We start from the raw sequence: 18996 nt of genomic DNA, 5'->3' as shown, positions 1-18996 counted from the left end.
TCATCCCTGCTGCAAGACTCGCATCGCATCTTCGTCACTAATCTTGGGCTTATGTTGCTCTTCATCATCGCTAACCACAGGGATTGCTCGAATAAGTGCTCGGGTATAAAGCTGTGTTGATTGTTCAAAAATTTCTTTCGTGTTGCCGCTTTCAATCAATTGCCCGCGGAACATGATCGCAACCCGATTACAGAAATTGCGCATTAAACTTAAATCGTGAGAAATAAAGATGTATGTCAGACCAAGCTGTTGCTGTAATTTTTCCAACAAAGAAATAATGCTTTTCTGTACGGACACATCGAGGGCTGAAGTTGGCTCATCTAACACCAAAATGGTTGGGTTAGCCGCAAGCGCTCGTGCGATTGCCACACGTTGCTTCTGACCACCGGACAAGCTGGACGGATACATATCCGCATATTCCAGCGGTAATTCCACCAGTGTTAATAAACGCTCGATTTCCGGCTGACGTTTTTCGCTTTGAGCAATAAACTTCAGTGGAACCTCAAGTATTTGAGCAATGGTACGGCGTGGATTTAAAGACGCCGCTGGATTTTGGTGAACCATCTGAATACTGTGGCGGTTTGCTTTCTTTTGACGCCATGATTTCAAGTGACGGTTCTCAATCATGATGCTGCCACTTGTCGACTCGATGATCCCCATAATCATACGTGCTAAGGTTGTTTTACCAGAGCCCGATTCACCGGCGATCCCGAACGTATCGCCTTTGTGAATATCCAAAGAGAGCGGTTTAACAGCCGCAACTTCGTCAACCACTTGACCACGCCAGTTTTTCTTGGTGATAAAACATTTTTCTACATTCACCAGACTGACAAGAACAGACTCATTTGTATTGTTTTGTGCTGAATCACTATCCACATATAGCTTCGGTACAGCGTTAAACAGTCTTACTGTGTATGGGTGTTTGGGATGCGCAAAAATATCCTTAACCACACCGTGTTCAACAATACGACCGTGCTGCATGACGTAAACCCGGTCTGCGGTTTTACGTACCACACCCAGATTGTGAGTCACCATTAACAGTGCAAGTTTCTCATCAATCACCAACTGGTTGATTAGATTGATGATTTCATCCTGAGTCGTCACATCTAACGCCGTTCCCGGTTCGTCAGCGATCAGTAGTCGAGTCGGATGAAGCAAAGCCATCGCAATCAACACTCTTTGACGCATTCCGCCCGACAACTGCCAAGGATAAGATGAATACACACGCTCGGGATCTAACAGCTTTACTTTCTTAAGCACATCCAGAATATGTGACTTCCTCTTCGCAGCACTGTTTGAGATGTTCATCAGCTTGTCACCGGCCTTCATAATATCGTCCAAGTGAGTACCAATGCGGAACACTGGGTTAAACGATGTTTGTGGATCCTGTTGAATCATCGACATAACAGAACCTTTAAGCGATTCTCGCTCAACGGAGCTCATGCTGAATGCGTCTTTACCGTTAACTTTCAGTTCGCCACTTTCTATAATTGTCTGGCTATCATTCAGTGTGCCGATTAAGAACTTACTGGTGACACTTTTGCCTGAACCTGATTCACCAATCAAGGCAACTCGCTCGCCCGGCTTAATGTTAATAGAAACATTGTGCAGTACCTTTCTGGTCCCGCCGTACACCTTAAATGCAAGGTTGAGGTTATTAATTTCTATCAAGTGCATGGTTATACCTCAACATCAAAGAAATCACGTAATCCATCACCAAGCAGGTTGAACCCCAGAATGGCATATAAAATTGCAAGCCCCGGCATGATCGCTTCCCACCAGTATTCTGGTAAGTAACTTGATCCGGTCGACACCATGGTGCCAAGATCCGGCGTCGGTGGTTGTACCCCAAGCCCCAGAAAACTTAGTGTTGCACCAAACAGGATGACGAATCCGGCATCCAGCGTCGTTTTAACGCTGATAGCAGCAATACAGTTAGGCAAAATCTCTTTAGAAATAATATGCCAGTGAGACGCGCCACTTAAACGAGCAGCTTCTACAAAATCCTCTGTCACCAGACTTTTCGCCAGGCGGTAAATCAGTCGGCAGTGCCAGTTCCACCATAAGAACGAGATCGCAATCATTGCGTTAACAAGGTTTGGTTCAAGAATCGATGTGATTGCCAGAGCGAGTGCCAGTGGTGGTACAGCAAGTAACATGTCGTTGAAACGCATAATGACCTGCTCAACCCAACCGCCGGCGTAAGCAGCAACGATCCCAAGTAGAACACCAATCGGCACAGAGAGAGCAAGAACACCAACGACTAATGAGAGCGAGATGCGGTATCCGTAAATCACGCGACTGAAAATATCGCGGCCGATGTTATCAGTCCCCATAAAGTACTCTAAACTGGGTGCTGAGTGGCGTGCTCTGAAATTAACGAAGCTACCGGCATGTTCCGGGTATGGTGCCAGTAACGGAGCGAATATCGCCAGCAGCAGCACACTAACAACAATGAATAAACCGATGACTGCGGTATGATTACGGGTGAAACGGTACCAGGCTCTTCCAAAATTTGTGTACTGTTTACTCGCTGTTTCCGGAGCAAACTCCTCCGCTCCATTTGGCAAATGTGTCTCTGAGTTACTCATATACTATGACTTCCCTTTCAGCTTCACTCGTGGGTCGACAAGACCAATAACAAAGTCGATAAGAAGGTTTGCTACGATGAAAAACACGCCAGAAACCAATACAACACCGACCACAGCATTAAAGTCTTTATGCAGGATAGAACGAACGCCATAACTAGCTACACCCGGCCACGAGAACACCATTTCCACGACGAAAGCATTACCAATCAGAGAGGCAAACTCGAGCCCTAAAATAGTCAATGGCGCAGAAGCACTTAAACGTAACAGATATTTAAAATTCACCAGCGGACGGCTGACACCACATGCGCGCAGCGTTTCAACATGGTCACGATGGCTAAATTCAATCATCGAAGAACGGGTAATACGCATGACCTGAGAGATACCCGCCGCTGATAATGCAATTGCAGGTAATAGAATATGCTGCAAACTATCGGCAAAAACATCAAAGCGACCGGCGAGTAGTGAATCGATAAGAAGCAAACCGGTGTATGATTCATCAAACGTCATCATGCTGGACATTCTTTCTGTCACAGGCAGATCAAACCATCCGACACTGGCCATCAACTGAAGCATGATAGCTAGTAAAAATGACGGGGTAACAACACCAACCAACGAAATAATCCGTGAGAACTGGTCAAACACACCATTAGGTTTGTATGCTGCGAACAACCCTAGCGGAATCCCCAGACAGGCTGTGAAAAACACGGCAACCACAACCAGCTCCAGTGTTGCAGGTAAGGCTTGTTGAATATCAGTGAATACAGCACGACCCGTCATTGTTGATTCGCCCATATCACCCTCGAGCAAATTGCCGACATATTGGATATATTGACTAACCAGCGGCTCGTTGAGTCCCATACTTTCACGTAACTCAGCGACTTGTTCGGGTGTCGCCATAGGCCCTAATGCGATTCGTGCGGGGTCACCCGGTACTAATCTCGCAATAGAGAAGATGATCATTGACAGACCAACAAATACTAGCAATAAGCGTCCTGCTCTTGCCGATAGATAGTAGATGTTATCCATGACATTCCTTGTTTTGATTTCCTTTACGTTAAAACTTACAACTCGACGCGATAGAAACAAGGCTAGAAATGGGTAGTTTCACAAAAAACATGGGTAGCAATGATGAATAAATACCCAAACATTCCCCCCCTGTGAAATACTTGACACAAATGAAAACAAGATAATGAAATGACATATAAGTCAATAACTACCCTTAAAGATTGGCGGACAACTCAATAGGGAAGCGGTCTACATGATTGGATACTCATCGCAGATTATATTCAACCAATTGATATAAAAGGATTGATAACTTCTTATCTATGCCCGGATAGATATACGTTAAAAAGCGAGTAGCAGTTTATTGGCAACGTTGTGTGTTCGTTTCATCAGAAAGAAAGCGGCGAAATATCTTTCACGCTCTAAAGATAAGAATGCCACTCGCTCTTGAGCGAATGGCATTAACTATATAATCCGGTTTTTATTGAATTAGTGCAGCTTCAGGTTAGGTCTAAGCACTCTGTTGATTCTTCCGACCAGCAGCATCAACGCTGTTTTGAACATCCCATGCAGCGCCATCTGATGCATTCGGTACAGAGAAATATAAACCACTCGGGCAATTGTCCCTTCAACCATCATCGAACCTTTCGTCAGGTTACCCATCAGGCTACCGACGGTTGAGAATCGACTCAGAGAGACCAGCGAACCATGATCTTTATAAACATAAGGCTTCATATCCCGGTCATTTAATTTAGCAACGATGTTTTTAAATGTCCGGCTTGCCATTTGATGGGCAGCCTGTGCACGTGGTGGAACAAATGATCCATCCGGTTGTGTACACTGGGCCAAATCACCAATCACGAAAACATCTTCATCTCGGGTCGTCTGTAAGGTATTCGTCACCACCAACTGATTAATCCGGTTGGTTTCAAGACCCGCGATATCTTTCATAAAATCAGGTGCTTTAATCCCTGCGGCCCAGACCATAATTTTCGCCGGAATTTTTTCACCGTCTTTGGTCGTCAGGCCGTCTTCTTCAACTTTGGTGATCATCGTTGATGTGCGGACATTCACACCTAGTTTAGTGAGTTCATGATGGGCAGCAGAAGAAATTCGTGGTGGTAAGGCAGGAAGAATCCGCTCACCAGCTTCAATGAGGTGGACATTCAACTTATTTGAGTCCAAATCACCAAAGCCGTAATTGCGCAGCTCTTTCACCGCATTATGTAATTCCGCAGAAAGTTCTACGCCCGTCGCACCGGCTCCGACAATCGCAATATCAACCGTACCATGACCATTCTTGGCGTGAAGCTTCAGAAACTCATTGTTCATCTCCGTCCGGAATAAATTGGCCTGCTCCGGACTATCCAAAAAGATACAGTGATCTTTAACGCCCTCAGTATTAAAGTCATTCGATGTTGAACCGATAGCCAATACCAAAATATCGTATTTCACTTCGCGGCGTGGGATCAGCAGCTCACCATACTCATCTTTCAATTCAGCCAAAGTGATGACTTTTCTGTCCCGATCGAGCTCTTCCAGATTTCCCATTTGGAAATCAAAACTATGATTTCTCGCATGGGCTCGATAACTCAACGCGTCAACACCTTCATCCATAGAGCCCGTTGCTACTTCATGCAATAACGGCTTCCATAAGTGGCTGGCATTTCTGTCCACTAACGTGATTTGGGCTCGCCCTTTTCTTCCTAATGTGTGGCCTAATTTAGTGACAAGCTCTAAACCGCCTGCACCGCCACCAACAACAACAATACGAGTCACAACAAACTATCCTCAAAATGAATAAACATGTTATAGCCCGGAATCACCACTCCGAACTAGAAAAATAGGACGGGTAAAGAAAGTTGAAAGTCACTTTTCTGTGAGACGCACTGATATAGATAAAGCGTCACTTTACTTCACATAAACTGTCGTCAGGTTGAGCCCTGCTCTCATTTTATTTTGATTTTTATCAAGTTTTAACTTGATAAGAAACATTATAAGGAGCAAATCAAGTCATGCAAGCCAAGATTGCAAGAAAAACCAACCCTTCTCGATGGTCTTTCCCTAGATGACAAGCAATAGCTTAACCTTATGAAAAATATAATTTTATTTATTTTTAAATTGGCTAATTGTCTGAAGATGTTGAGATATCTTCTTGAATTTATGGCTTTGTGTCTCGTCCCAAATAATATCGTAGTAATTGCCCAGCTCTTCAGCCGTTTTCCGACTATCTAATGCTTCATCATTGGTAGACAGTACAACCAAGCAATGCGCTTTATTTTTTAATCTAAATTCAGAAGCACACTTGGTCGCAATATCTTCATACTCTTCCGGACGATCTATCTTCCCTTGCATATTGTCCTCAGGATGTAGATTCGGATTGAATAGCACCTGTTTAATGCCGCATAAAAAACCAATCCGCTCAGACCAATAAGCACCGAGTCCGACGCCACAGATCATTGGGTGTGGGTCATCACTTAATTCAATCGCTTTATGTACTTCTTTCAGGAGATGTCGCATATCGTGTCTGGGGTGAAGTGTGCTATAGCTGATAAAACGCACATCATCATCAATAAATTGTAATTGCAGCACCTTTTCATGATTCCCAGGGCTGGTTGAATCAAATCCATGTAGATAAATAATCATAACAATCCCCTTTCCAACATACAGAGTGAACCTAGCATGAAACGCTCCGGTGATACAGTGAGTGTGACATGAAAATAATCAATCAATCTTTTCGCTCCCTTGCCAGGCACTTCGCTCACCGTGTATTCGATTGCTATCCGTCGTCGCGAAAGCCTGTTATTGAATAAATCCTTTCTTAAATAAATGAGTTGTCGAACTGTGCTTTTATCCGTTCGGCTGCAGCTTGCATCTCTTTGTTTTCCCACATCTGAAAAGCTATCAGATACCATAACATCGCCAACATTCGAACTCTGGGCAGCCAAGCTTTCACTCCCTCAATCCATAAATCAAGCTCAGCAATATCTCGCTGTTGACAATACTGCCCGACAGCCGTGAGCCAATTGACATCGGACATATCGATCGTCATCGCTAAATCCATTCTTGGATCGGCCAAAGACGCATACTCCCAATCGATCACTTTGATCCCCTGAGGCGTTTTGATCAGATTGTGGCAGCCTAAGTCGAAATGACAAAGAGAGAGTGGCACCTCAGCAATATTGGGAAGTGTTCGCCAAGTTTTGTACAGTGGCTCAATCGCATCCAGATCAGCAGACATCGACTGCAATTTGAACCAGTAATGATCAATACGTGCCGTATAAGCAAAAGGAACGATGGGCAGTTGGGTCGTCGGAAATTGATGAATCTGGCTCAGCAGACGAATTATGACTTCAATGTCATTTGCAACAACTCTGTCCCCTTCAATCCACTGAACCAGTAACCCTTGTTCATTAAGATAAAGCGGTTCAGGAGAAATTTGTCCCGCTTGATCTTTCAATGCTGACAGAATGTGGAATTCCTGATGGCGGGAGATTGAAAATGCTTGAGTGACGTCCGTTGAAGGACGCCATACAGCGGAAGGCGACTCAGGTATGTCAATCTTCCAACAGCGGTTTGTCAAACCACCAGCGAGTGTTTGTGCAACCGTCGGGGTTTCTCGGAAAAAATGAGTCAGAGACGCCAGAGACGGATCTAATTGACATGCTTCGGACCATGACATGCGTGCCATCGCTGACGCCCTCAACTCAGTGGATTAAAATCCCAAAAAACTCTTTTCCTGCTCTTTCCGAATTTCAGTTTCATCAGCCCATTCGATGAGCCCTGAACGCAAATCCATCAGACGCATGGTCATTTTGTAGTACACATCTTTATCGCTGCCCGTATCTTTAACGATACTCGATAAATTTCCGTATAACATATATTGTGCACCAACCATTTTACCAAACTGAATCGAGCTACTCTTATCGACTAACGCATCATTGTTCTGGAAATTTAACTGCTTTCTGACCGCTTCAATACGCGTCATATCAACAAAACGGAACTTCCCAGAATTCAGCATCTTGGTACTAATCGTGTCCGTAATCGATTCGGTATCGATATGTTCACTGGTTTTGTTTTTAATGCCATCCACAAACACAATCGGGCGTGAGTTTCGGGAAATGGCTGCCACAGAACCAGACATCATCATACTATCGACCATATCTGCTGCGATTTTTTGTAAATCTGTCGAACCGAAATCAACGGTTTTCGTTTCTACGGCCTGTGCATCACCATAGGTCACTTTATTTGCACAACCACTCATGAGAGCAGCCAATCCCAACACGAGGATTATACTTTTTTTCATAAAGACTCACCTTGTCACTTACTGATTCAATTCTCTAATCTGTACTCTGAAATTCACAGCATTCGGAGCCACAGCCACTTCAGATAACGAAGTTTCATCCATCCCTCTAATAATGGCTTGTCGCCACGGACCAGGTCGGGCATTGACGTCCAGTCCCTGTTGATCATACCAATAAAAGCGGTATTGAATATGCTGATCTGAGGTGGTCTTATTTTTTACTCTGACCACACCTCGTGTATGATCGTTCACTTCTGCTGTCGAAATATCTTTCACCTCAAGCTCAGATGCTAATACTTTATCACCATACAAAATCCGTTGATATTCACTTTCAACGGTCAATCCGGCGGTCTGTGTATTGGCACACCCCACCAAAACAAGTACAACTAAACTGAAGAGCCATTTATTCATCATAACCTTCCCAACTGTTTGTGCCAAATTACGGCATTTTCCCCTTGACGGGAAAGCCACACAAATGTTGTTCCTTGTGCAGGAACATTGAATGTATAAGTCTGCTGCCCCACGGTGAATGTCTGCTCACCCGCGGATACAATCTTTGTCGCACTAAATACGCTGCCAGGCAAAGTAATCCAACTTCTTGTATCCGGCTGCTCTGTCAAAGTATTCCATATATTGAACACCAGATTTGCGACTTCAGCACCGCCATTATCATCTTTCGAAGCTTCCTGGCGCAGCGTATTCTTCAATGTTAAACGTAATATCTGTCGAAAAACAATCGACGTAATTCTTTCATTCAGTTGCTTCCTTGCCATCAGATTGGTATCAACCAACTGTTGGCCAGCAACGGTGGTACCATCGAGCGTCATTGGAAGAGCATCTGATGGCTGATAATCTGAATAGTAAGGTAAGGCCACAGAATACAGATTCATTCTGCCAAGACTATCATAGATCGGTAAAGACGCCTGCCAACCTTCCTGTTGGTCAACAACCCCTTGCTCCTGAATGATAATCACCCGTCCCTGATGTTTACTCAGCCGCGGTAAACGCCCATATTTTTTTCGCAGCGCGACCACATCCTGATTCATACCTAGCTTTTGCGCACATCGGAGCGTGCTCTGGACCACACTGGTATTTTCCGGTGCGACAGCAAGTGCTCGCCGATAATCAACATAGGCATCATTCAAGTCACCACTGGCTTCATATAACAATCCGGACAAATAAAACAGATAACCATTCTGAATCGATTGAAGCGTGCTCCCGGTACTAGGATAACGAGCCATTAATCCACCAAGATTGGGTTCAATCCCCTCTTGTTTGAGACGGTTTCGCTCTTTTATTAATTCAGCCTGTCTCTTATTTCTTGCTTTTTCCTGAACCTGATTCGCCCGTCTCAGTTCGACTAACGCATCTTCAAGCTGATTTTCATAAACATACGAGAGTGCGAGATATAAATGTAAAAAACCGAGTTCGTAATCTGCCGGAACGTATGCCGTCAAATTGTCATTGGCAAACAAACTGCCCGCATTGGCTGCCTCGCGACTGATAGACACAATGGCCTCATCCTGCTGCTGTCTGACCGCCTGATCACTCAGATTCAGAAATGACCGGCTCTCGGGCACATCTTTATTCAGCCAATAGACTCGGCCTTTTTCCAGATTATCTAAAATCTTTCCCCCGACGAGATGATCAGGAAGTTCCTGACTCGCCTTCTGGTAGTCACCTTGCTTAACAGCCTGATACATCTCCTGATTTTGTTCGGAGTAATGGCTGAATAGGTTGCCAGCCGAAAAATTGGCGCAAGCACTGCTTCCTAGCGCCAAACATATCACGGCAATATCTCGTATCCGTATTCTCACAACGTTCCTGTGTCCGCCTGTATCTATCCATTCATATCATCGATGATTCACTCATCAGATACCCATTAGTTCATCAAGAGCGGCCCCAGCGGTTGTCCTCCCAGCAGATGCATATGTATATGATAAACTTCCTGCCCGCCATGCGCATTGCAGTTCATAATCAGTCGATAACCATCTTGAGCAATGCCTTCTTGCTCAGCCAACTTCTTCGCCACAGTGAAAAGACGACCTAAAGCGGCTTCATCTGCATCTTCAACATCATTCACTGTCGGAATCAGTTGATTGGGTACAATCAGAATATGACTTGGTACTCGCGGATTAATATCCCGGAATGCCGTGACCAATTCATCCTGATAAAGAATTTCTGCTGGGATTTCTTTGCGAATAATCTTGCTAAAAATTGTTTCTTCGGCCATGTAATGCCTCTCTATCTGCTCATGTATAAAATCAGACTCATAAAAAGTGACAACGAAAAATTAACCATAGATTGGATTGATCACAATCAGTTAAGTTTCATTGTGTTTTCGTACCTCATGTATTTTAAGCACTTTTCTCATGCTAAATACAGCAGAATGTTACGGATGTTTGAGTTCATAGGGACATCGCTGTTTTCTGCCAATCGCTGGTCAGATCCGGTTCGAGTTTGAATTTTAAGTGGGTGATAGGTAAAGATAGCGTCATATTTCGCGCTAAAGTAGATATTTATCACCAACTGACCTTGTTTTTTACTCTGGAGACCTTTATATCCTAGTTTATATCGCTTGTCTTTTTCCTTCCGACTCCTGCAAGCGAAAGCACGAGGATAATTTATGACCATTCATGTTGGCATCCTTGACGACGATCCAGTTCGTCTGATAACTCCGTTGCTTGATCACCGTATTATCGGTTCACATACCGTCCTGATCGGTGATGCTTCACAAAAAACCATTTATTCCCGGTTGCATAATGTTTTAGAACAACATGATATTAGTAGTGAATTTTACGAGATCCCATCAGGTTCAAGTGTGGCATTAATTAAACGCTCTATTTATCAATTGGCCCACGACCTGAAAAACAGAGCTCAAGATATTCAACTCAATGCCAGTTGCGGGCTTCGCCACCGTCTCCTTTCCGTTTATGAAGTTTTCAGAACATTCCAGTGGCCCATTTTTGTGGTTGAACCTAATTCTGACTGTCTGTGCTGGCTATATCCGGATGACTGCCAAGATGCGCAGGTTCAGGATCGGATTACCATCTCCGACTATTTAACAATCTTTGGTGCCCGAGGTGAGTTCGTTGAGCGGGATACGCCACCAGAGCTGGATAAAAAACTCTGTAATATCGGTGCATCATGGGCAAGTCATGCGCTCGAACTCGGTCCGGGTCTGGCAACGCTGAATTATCTGGCAACAACATGCAGAAAAGAACAATGCCTTGATGTCGCTTTGTCAGAAAAACAGCAAGGCTACAAAGAACTGAGTGTATTGATACAAGATCTTGTCAATGCCAATATTGCGACTTATGAACACGGTATATTAACGTTTGCCAATGAAGATGCCCGCCGATTTGCCAACGGAGAATGGCTAGAAACGCTGGTACACAGCATCGTCAGAAAAATTCAGTGTGGCATGCCGACAATTCAGGATCGCTCTTTAAACGTTCAAGTGTATCGTCAGTTGGGTGAGCGTGAAGTACGAAATGAGCTGGATGTCGCTACAGTGGTAAATAACAAACTACATATCATAGAATGTAAAACCAAGGGTATGAGAGACGACGGTGATGATACCTTGTATAAGCTTGAATCACTGAGAGACTTACTGGGTGGACTTCAGGCAAGAGCAATGCTCGTCAGCTTCCGTCCTCTCCGGCAAAACGACATTACCCGAGCACAGGATCTAGGACTGGCATTAATCGGTCCCGAAGAGTTAAAAGCGCTAGAAACACATTTATCACATTGGTTCACCCAAGCAGGCGGCCGAGAAAACCTTTCCTGAAGAATAAACACGATTCATAAACAACAAAAAGGGCCTACCGACCCTTTTCGTTGTTTACAAGGATTCACCAATCATGGCAAACAAACTAATTAACCATCATCTTCAGTAAAACTTGTTGGCAATGAACGCTTCATGTCATTCCAAATTTGTCGACTTTCAATCCCGTACTGGCGAATGCAAGCAGAAAGATGCTCTAATTTATCCGCCCCGTTCGAGCAGATCGATAGCAAGTCTTTATAAAACTCTAACGCGAGCACACGTGCTTTAGGATTTGAGAAGTAGTAACTACCGACACGATCATACAATTTTTTCAAACCGTTAAAGATCAGACCGTAGATTTGATTGCCAGAATGGAAAGCCAAACGCTGGAACAACATGTAATCATAAAAATTGAACGTTTTCGCCAATAGCTTCTGTTCACGAGCTTCTTTATCACCCTCGCCATCATCTTTCACGTGCTGTGAAATTTTTTCGGAGTATGGGGAATCAGCCATGAATTGCTCCCATGAATCAGCATCCAGTAACGCTTCACACGATCCAATCACTCGCTTAATCGTTTTTTCAGACTGGGTCTGATTCAGTCGAAATGCGTAACGCATGAAAATCGGACTGATATTGGTTCTTGCCGCCAGTAAGTCTTCAACAATACTGGTTGCATTTTCAGCATCCAGCGTCATCAAAGTATCCAAAATATGCAAACCAGAGGTTTCCATAAACTGATTCACTTTCGTCGGCTTACCATGCTGTATTGTCAACCAGCCATCACGAGCTAACCGTTGCAGCACTTCTCTTAATGTCGTTCTGGTCACCCCAATCAGTTCGGACAATTCTCTTTCTGCCGGGAGAATCGACCCCGGCGCAAACCGCCCATTCCAGATACTTTCAATAATATACTTTTCTGCAAAGCCTGCTGGGCTTTTCGCCTTAATGACCATTCAATACTTTTCCAGTTTTGTTTATTTACAAAGTCAGGTGGCGTTCATCATATCACCTGTTTATACACTGCGAAAACGTTCAATATTCAACTTGCCACACAAGCCAAATAATTACATCAATGCACAACAAGTATCTTATGTGCTTTTTGATTTAGCTTAAGATTACCATTCTGAAACTTGAATAAAATATAAAGGAAATTTAGTACGATGGACAGGTGAAAAACATAAAATCTTCCATAGTAAACTTACAGATATGTCATATTATTTCACAATATCTCTGTTGATAGGGCGGTTGATAAGAATGTTATCTTCGACATTATTTCCAAAGTTGTGAAGTCACAGTGATTTTATATGCATTATGTCCATACTATAGACTACTTTTATGTGAAAACTTCAAGGAAACTCTCACTAAGAACTTATTGTATTTCATGAAATAATTAACCTACTGTAGAGTTTCCGGCAAAACACCCATGTCGATAGATCAATCAGGGAGCAATATTCATTAGGCATCACTCATGAATCTTTGCTGGGGATGTATGTAATTTTGAATGGATATCTTTCGTAAATTATTACGAAAAAGAAGTGATGGATATCAGTGTCTATTCATAACAACTATAAGAGTCATCATCATGCCGATTTCGTTAGGAAACGCGTTCATTAAAAATTTTCTGGGTAAATCACCAGATTGGTACAAAGTGGCAATTATTACTTTTCTCATTGTGAATCCAATTGTCTTTTTCACAATCAGCCCCTTTGCCGCAGGTTGGTTACTGGTTGTTGAGTTTATATTTACGCTAGCAATGGCCTTGAAATGCTATCCGCTTCAACCCGGTGGGTTACTTGCAATAGAAGCAATAGTCATAGGAATGACAAGCCCGGAGCAAGTTAAACATGAGTTAGTTGCGAATATTGAAGTCCTCTTACTTTTGATGTTTATGGTGGCAGGCATCTACTTCATGAAGCAACTGCTTCTCTTTATCTTCACCAAAATTCTTTTAGAAATACGTTCTAAAGTTATCTTATCTTTAGCATTTTGTATCGCTGCTGCGTTTCTTTCCGCATTCCTCGATGCCCTTACGGTAATTGCTGTCATCATTAGTGTTGCTGTTGGATTTTATGCCATCTACCACAAAGTTGCCTCTGGACAAGGTGACCATACACAAGATGAGCATTTATCAGACCTGACCAGAGAAGATCTGGAAAATTACCGAGCTTTTCTACGTTCACTACTCCTCCATGCTGGGATAGGAACTGCACTTGGCGGTGTGATGACGATGGTTGGTGAACCACAAAATCTGATTATTGCCGATCAGGCGGGATGGAGTTTCGGTGAATTTTTAATTCGTATGTCGCCGATCACCGTACCTGTTTTTATCAGTGGGATTCTCACCTGTATCGCAGTTGAGAAGCTGAAGATTTTCGGCTATGGCGCTCGACTCCCCGATCCCGTTCGGCAAATTCTACGTGATTATGATCGGACACAAACACAAAACCGAACTAATCTTGATGTCGCAAAACTATGGATTCAGGGATTAATTGCAATTTGGTTGATTGTCGGACTGGCTCTTCATCTTGCATCGGTTGGGCTGATCGGTCTTTCCGTGATCATTTTTGCAACCACATTCTGTGGCATTACCGAAGAGCACGCACTTGGAAAAGCATTTGAAGAAGCATTGCCCTTTACCGCTTTACTCGCGGTCTTCTTCTCGATCGTTGCGGTGATTGTCGATCAGCACTTATTTAAACCGGTAATCGATGCCGTATTACACCTGAAAAATGCAGACCTTCAACTCGCAATGTTCTACGTCGCGAATGGATTGCTTTCTATGGTTTCTGACAATGTATTCGTTGGTACCGTCTATATTCACGAGGTGAAAACCGCACTCATGGAAGGCATTATCTCACGCGATCAATTTGACCTATTAGCTGTTGCGATCAATACCGGGACAAATTTGCCCTCAGTTGCAACCCCGAATGGACAAGCTGCGTTTTTGTTCCTTCTGACCTCTGCACTAGCGCCACTCATCCGACTCTCTTACGGACGAATGGTGATGATGGCCCTGCCATATACGATTGTTTTAACACTTGTTGGTTTGGTCGGGGTCATCTTTTTCCTTGAGCCAGCAACAGCGAATTATTATGATCTGGGTTGGTTATCACACCACATCCCAGACGTATTAAAACATGCATCAGCATCACTGGGTCATGAATAATCGATTGAGTCTACAGTCGTTTCGCGTTAAAAAGCTCTGTAGAACAGAGCTTTTACTTTATAAGGATATCCCATAGTGATCTTTGCCAAACTCAACCAGTTTTCTCAGTCCAGAACATTCTGGGTTTTACTGATGTTATCTATCCTATTTTTCGAAATGTGCGCACTCTTTTTCCAACATGTTTTGATGCTTGCACCCTGCGTCATGTGTATTTATGAAAGAGTCGCAGTGATGGGAATAGGTGGCGCAGCAATTCTGGGACTCATTGCACCCCAACTGGCAATATTCCGGTGGTTAGGCCTTTTCTCTTGGGGATACACCGCCTATTCAGGACTATTACTTGCACACCAGCATGTTGAGTATCAGTTCCATCCTTCACCATTTGCAACTTGTGATGCTTTTGTTCAATTCCCACAGTGGGCACCACTAAATCAATGGATGCCGTGGATGTTTGAAGCATATGGCGACTGTAGCAAAATTGTATGGCAATTTTTAACTTTATCGATGCCACAGTGGTTGGAAATCATTTTTGCAATCAATCTTTTTGTTGCTTTTATTTTCTTGATTGCTCAATTTTTTAAACCCAAAAAACGCAGTTTATTTTAAAAACGACGATGATCTTTGAAAAAGAAGAGGGAGACCATATGGTCTCCCTCTTCTTTTTTATCAACGTGACACAATTAATCTCTGATCGGCGGCGGGGCTAGCACTTCCCGATTACCATTGTGTCCCGGAGCACTGACAATCCCCTGAGCCTCTAACTGCTCGACAATTCTAGCTGCACGATTGTATCCAATCTTGAAGCGTCGCTGCACCCCAGAAACCGAGCCTCTTCGCGTTTCAACAACGTGTTCAACAACTTGATCAAATAGTGGATCGATATCTTCATCACTTTCGAGTTGCTCTCCCGGTAACAATGCTTCCGGTCCTTGATCCCCACTGACAATTTCTGCAATGTAGTCGGGTTTTCCTCTGGCCTTCCAGTTATTGACGACGGCATGAACATCATCATCAGAAGCAAATGCCCCATGAACGCGGATGGTGTGACTGGATCCAGGTGGCAAATAAAGCATGTCTCCCATTCCCAACAGAGATTCCGCCCCTCCTTGATCAAGAATGGTACGAGAATCGGTCTTGGTTGAAACAGTAAATGCGACTCGAGTCGGAATGTTTGCTTTAATCAATCCCGTAATGACATCAACCGAAGGACGTTGGGTTGCCAAAATCAAATGAATTCCCGCAGCCCTCGCTTTCTGAGCCAAACGGGCGATCAGTTCTTCAACCTTCTTACCAACCACCATCATCAAGTCGGCAAATTCATCGACTACGACCACAATAAAAGGTAGTCTCTCCAGAAGTGGTGGTTCTGCATCCATGCTATCACCATCCTTCCAGAGTGGATCATGAATCGGATGCCCAGCTTTGGCAGCCATATCCAACTTCTCATTGAAGCCTTTAATGTTCCGAACACCAACAACCGACATCAGCTTGTAGCGACGCTCCATCTCCGCCACACACCAACGCAATGCATTGGCTGCATCCTTCATATCCGTCACAACCTCTGACAGAAGATGAGGAATGCCTTCATAGATTGAAAGCTCCAACATTTTCGGGTCAATCATGATAAATCGGACTTCTTCCGGTGTCGCCTTATATAGCATACTGAGGATCATCACATTCACCCCGACGGATTTCCCTGAACCGGTCGTTCCTGCAACTAAGACATGAGGCATTTTGGCTAAATCGGCAATCACAGCATCACCGGCAATATCTTGACCGAGTACAATTGTCGTCGGAGATTTTGACCGCTTGAATTTGTCACTGCTGACGACATCAGACAAGTAGACCGTCTGACGGCTCAAGTTTGGCAATTCCAAACCAACATAAGGTTTCCCCGGAATGACCTCGACGACTCGAACTGCCGGTGTTGACAGGGAACGAGCTAAGTCTGTTGATAATCCCGAAATTCGGCTCACTTTCACTCCCGGCGCTAAATCAAGTTCGAACCGAGTAATGACCGGACCGGGATAAATCCCCACAACACTTGCCTGAATCTTATAATCCAATAGCTTAGACTCAACCAACCTTGCCACTTCCGTCAGCATATCCTGATCAATAAAGTTTTCTCTTTTCTCCGGATGATACAGCAACTCTAAAGTGGGTAATGGCTCTGTCGGTGTAGGTAGATCGATAGTCGGCTGCACTAAAAACGGATTTTGTTTTGCCGATTCGGTCTTCTTCGCTTCAGACACTAAGTTTTGGAAAGCAACAACATCTTCATCTGACTCATCTTGTACCTCAGGACGATCCGGTTCATCATCGAGTGTATCTAAGCTGGAAATTGTTGGTTCATTTTCACGAATATCAACATCAACGGATCCAAATGAGTGGTTGACCACCTCTGTCGTAGCGGACGTATCCTCAATTGACTCATCGTCCCAATCGCCTTGAGCAAAGTCATCATGTTGCTGTGCGGCTTTATCCAATTCTTCTATTGTTGCAGAAAACCGTTTATTTCGTTCAGACCATTCATCATTGACATCCGTTGCAACTTGTTGCCCTTGTGTTCCATCATCCTCCACATCCTGCTCACTCTGAGGGATGTGGATATTAAAGCGGCGAACATTATCAGTAAGAGAACGGTCCGTAAAAGAGTAGTCGCCAGGGGAATCACTCGTCGGTTCTGATGCTGTATCTGTATAATCCGATTCAACCACAGCTTCAGTCGGTGACAGACGATTTTGAATATCACGTTCAAGCAAAGCAGCCGATGATTCAATCCCAGGGGACAGAATGGTCTCCTTCTCCCCTCTCCGAAACAGTGACACACCTTTTTGTGCGAATGCAATGGCCTGATCCCCAAGCCACTCCACAATCGTCAACCATGAGATGCCAGTCAGTAATGTAAAACCAGCCCCCCAAAGAAACAGGAAAATCAACGTACTGCCCAAGATATTGAATGTTGGTAGTGCCAGACTACTTAAAACATCACCAACAACACCGCCAGAAGAGAAATACCACAAGTCATCAAAATTGATGTCAGCCAAGCCACAACTTGTCAGCAGAACCACCACGAAACCGAGTAAACGGGTCCCCCAGAGCATAAAATCGCAGGATTCATCCTCATCACGAGCGCGAAGTCCTCCCCATGCAAGGAGCGTAATCACCAAAGGAAGTGGATATGCCAGCGACCCAAAAGTAAAGAAGAGTGTATCGGCGATCCAGGCACCGATATATCCACCGGCATTATGTAGCTCTCCACCCCAAGCGGTCTGAGACCAAGACGGGTCAGCAGGGCTAAATGTCAATAAAGCCACGGAGAAAAAAACGGAGAGGAGGACAGCCAAAATCAAAACACTCTCTTTCAGCCGTTGAATGCCATTTAAGCGAGCTGAAGTCGTGACCTCAGCTCTGGTTTTGATAATGGTTTCGACTTTACTTTTGTTCTCTTTGAACATAACCAACTTTTTGCCTAAACCTCATGTCAAAGCATCATGCATAACATGAATTGAAATAAAAACAGTCCGAGCGGCTCAAGCCGCTCGGTTTATGCTGTGATTTAACCATAACATTAGCCAAAACCCAATGTCGTTAAGTCAGAATACAGAAAGATATTCGAGACTTCTTCCCTGACCGGCTAACGAACTTTGATGACTAACTGATTTGTCTGCTTCACTTCTTCCATCACCACATAGGTTCGCGTATCGTTTACGCCAGGTAGTCGTAATAGCGTATCGCCCAAAAGTTTACGATAAGCACCCATATCCGATACCCTGGTTTTCAACAAATAGTCAAAATCTCCTGAAACAAGATGACATTCCTGAATGTCGTCTAGTTTTTGTACCGCTGTATTGAATTGTTCAAATACATCCGGAGCCCCACGATTCAATGTAATTTCAACAAAAACAAGTAATGACGCATCAAGATACTGCGGATTCAGAAGTGCTGTGTATCCCGTGATATAGTTCTGACGCTCAAGTCGTCTCACACGTTCCAAACAGGGGGTTGGAGACAATCCAACACGTTTGGATAACTCTACATTTGAAATCCGGCCATCTTTCTGCAACTCATTCAAAATGTTGCGATCGATCCGGTCTAAATCCTTGGACGGCTTTTTATAGTTGTCTGCCATGTTTATTCCACCTTATTTACTTCCTTGCAA

At 44.0% G+C, this 18996-nt stretch carries 16 protein-coding genes; 3 read left to right on the top strand and 13 right to left on the bottom strand.

The annotated features are described in order from the left end of the window. From MKS89_RS06065 to hinT, 10 genes are all read right to left on the bottom strand, one after another. The gene (locus MKS89_RS06065) at positions 1-1677 is read right to left on the bottom strand and encodes a dipeptide ABC transporter ATP-binding protein (RefSeq protein ID WP_207521993.1); all 1677 of its coding nucleotides are present in this window, start codon (positions 1675-1677) and stop codon (positions 1-3) included. Positions 1678-1679: 2 nt separating this feature from the next. Beyond that, on the bottom strand, positions 1680-2591 hold the full coding sequence (locus tag MKS89_RS06060; RefSeq protein WP_072961001.1) for an ABC transporter permease: 912 nt from the start codon (positions 2589-2591) through the stop codon (positions 1680-1682). 3 nt (positions 2592-2594) lie between these two features. Continuing rightward, positions 2595-3617: an ABC transporter permease gene (locus MKS89_RS06055; protein ID WP_072960999.1), complete on the bottom strand. Its 1023-nt coding sequence runs from the start codon at positions 3615-3617 to the stop codon at positions 2595-2597. Between the two features lie 465 nt (positions 3618-4082). Next, positions 4083-5372: an NAD(P)/FAD-dependent oxidoreductase gene (locus MKS89_RS06050; protein WP_072960998.1), complete on the bottom strand. Its 1290-nt coding sequence runs from the start codon at positions 5370-5372 to the stop codon at positions 4083-4085. Between the two features lie 327 nt (positions 5373-5699). Further along, positions 5700-6239, bottom strand: coding sequence for an alpha/beta hydrolase YcfP (gene ycfP / locus MKS89_RS06045; RefSeq protein ID WP_072960996.1), 540 nt, complete (start codon positions 6237-6239; stop codon positions 5700-5702). Between the two features lie 175 nt (positions 6240-6414). Next, positions 6415-7284: a phosphotransferase gene (locus MKS89_RS06040; RefSeq protein ID WP_072960994.1), complete on the bottom strand. Its 870-nt coding sequence runs from the start codon at positions 7282-7284 to the stop codon at positions 6415-6417. A gap of 24 nt (positions 7285-7308) precedes the next feature. Further along, positions 7309-7899: a penicillin-binding protein activator LpoB gene (gene lpoB, locus MKS89_RS06035; RefSeq protein ID WP_072960991.1), complete on the bottom strand. Its 591-nt coding sequence runs from the start codon at positions 7897-7899 to the stop codon at positions 7309-7311. 18 nt (positions 7900-7917) lie between these two features. Beyond that, positions 7918-8307: a YcfL family putative periplasmic lipoprotein gene (locus tag MKS89_RS06030; protein ID WP_072960989.1), complete on the bottom strand. Its 390-nt coding sequence runs from the start codon at positions 8305-8307 to the stop codon at positions 7918-7920. Next, positions 8307-9713, bottom strand: a complete 1407-nt coding sequence (locus MKS89_RS06025; protein WP_072960987.1) for a COG3014 family protein — start codon at positions 9711-9713, stop codon at positions 8307-8309. Before MKS89_RS06025 ends, MKS89_RS06030 begins: the two co-directional genes overlap by 1 nt. Before the next feature lie 65 nt (positions 9714-9778). Then, positions 9779-10129 carry a purine nucleoside phosphoramidase gene (hinT, locus tag MKS89_RS06020; RefSeq protein ID WP_072960986.1) on the bottom strand — a complete coding sequence of 117 codons (351 nt, stop codon included), beginning with the start codon at positions 10127-10129 and terminating at the stop codon, positions 9779-9781. Between the two features lie 393 nt (positions 10130-10522). On the opposite strand from hinT, the gene MKS89_RS06015 reads away from it, so the two are divergent. Then, positions 10523-11686, top strand: a complete 1164-nt coding sequence (locus tag MKS89_RS06015) for a Card1-like endonuclease domain-containing protein (RefSeq protein ID WP_072960984.1) — start codon at positions 10523-10525, stop codon at positions 11684-11686. Positions 11687-11775: 89 nt separating this feature from the next. Here the strand turns inward: MKS89_RS06015 and fadR are convergent, their stop codons facing one another. After that, positions 11776-12621: a fatty acid metabolism transcriptional regulator FadR gene (gene fadR, locus MKS89_RS06010; protein WP_072960982.1), complete on the bottom strand. Its 846-nt coding sequence runs from the start codon at positions 12619-12621 to the stop codon at positions 11776-11778. A gap of 629 nt (positions 12622-13250) precedes the next feature. Between fadR and nhaB the strand changes: the two genes are divergently transcribed. Together nhaB and dsbB are read left to right on the top strand one after the other, a co-directional pair. Next, positions 13251-14834, top strand: coding sequence for a Na(+)/H(+) antiporter NhaB (nhaB, locus tag MKS89_RS06005; protein WP_072960979.1), 1584 nt, complete (start codon positions 13251-13253; stop codon positions 14832-14834). A gap of 72 nt (positions 14835-14906) precedes the next feature. Then, positions 14907-15440 (top strand): disulfide bond formation protein DsbB, encoded by a 534-nt coding sequence (gene dsbB, locus MKS89_RS06000; RefSeq protein WP_072960977.1) that lies wholly within the window; start codon positions 14907-14909, stop codon positions 15438-15440. 74 nt (positions 15441-15514) lie between these two features. Here the strand turns inward: dsbB and MKS89_RS05995 are convergent, their stop codons facing one another. After that, the gene (locus MKS89_RS05995; protein WP_072960974.1) at positions 15515-18292 is read right to left on the bottom strand and encodes a DNA translocase FtsK; all 2778 of its coding nucleotides are present in this window, start codon (positions 18290-18292) and stop codon (positions 15515-15517) included. Between the two features lie 179 nt (positions 18293-18471). Continuing rightward, complete coding sequence (gene lrp, locus MKS89_RS05990; protein WP_021020090.1) at positions 18472-18966, bottom strand: leucine-responsive transcriptional regulator Lrp; 495 nt, start codon at positions 18964-18966, stop codon at positions 18472-18474. Between the last annotated feature and the right edge of the window lie 30 nt (positions 18967-18996).

This window comes from Vibrio gazogenes, from assembly GCF_023920225.1.
Lineage (GTDB): Bacteria > Pseudomonadota > Gammaproteobacteria > Enterobacterales > Vibrionaceae > Vibrio > Vibrio gazogenes.
This window is presented reverse-complemented; position numbering and strand designations above follow the sequence as displayed.

Coding starts and splice junctions, on each gene's coding strand:
- MKS89_RS06065 (WP_207521993.1), bottom strand. CDS start 1,677: ATGCACTTGATAGAAATTAATAACCTCAACCTTGCATTTAAGGTGTAC.
- MKS89_RS06060 (WP_072961001.1), bottom strand. CDS start 2,591: ATGAGTAACTCAGAGACACATTTGCCAAATGGAGCGGAGGAGTTTGCT.
- MKS89_RS06055 (WP_072960999.1), bottom strand. CDS start 3,617: ATGGATAACATCTACTATCTATCGGCAAGAGCAGGACGCTTATTGCTA.
- ycfP (WP_072960996.1), bottom strand. CDS start 6,239: ATGATTATTTATCTACATGGATTTGATTCAACCAGCCCTGGGAATCAT.
- MKS89_RS06040 (WP_072960994.1), bottom strand. CDS start 7,284: ATGGCACGCATGTCATGGTCCGAAGCATGTCAATTAGATCCGTCTCTG.
- lpoB (WP_072960991.1), bottom strand. CDS start 7,899: ATGAAAAAAAGTATAATCCTCGTGTTGGGATTGGCTGCTCTCATGAGT.
- MKS89_RS06030 (WP_072960989.1), bottom strand. CDS start 8,307: ATGAATAAATGGCTCTTCAGTTTAGTTGTACTTGTTTTGGTGGGGTGT.
- hinT (WP_072960986.1), bottom strand. CDS start 10,129: ATGGCCGAAGAAACAATTTTTAGCAAGATTATTCGCAAAGAAATCCCA.
- MKS89_RS06015 (WP_072960984.1), top strand. CDS start 10,523: ATGACCATTCATGTTGGCATCCTTGACGACGATCCAGTTCGTCTGATA.
- fadR (WP_072960982.1), bottom strand. CDS start 12,621: ATGGTCATTAAGGCGAAAAGCCCAGCAGGCTTTGCAGAAAAGTATATT.
- nhaB (WP_072960979.1), top strand. CDS start 13,251: ATGCCGATTTCGTTAGGAAACGCGTTCATTAAAAATTTTCTGGGTAAA.
- MKS89_RS05995 (WP_072960974.1), bottom strand. CDS start 18,292: ATGTTCAAAGAGAACAAAAGTAAAGTCGAAACCATTATCAAAACCAGA.
- lrp (WP_021020090.1), bottom strand. CDS start 18,966: ATGGCAGACAACTATAAAAAGCCGTCCAAGGATTTAGACCGGATCGAT.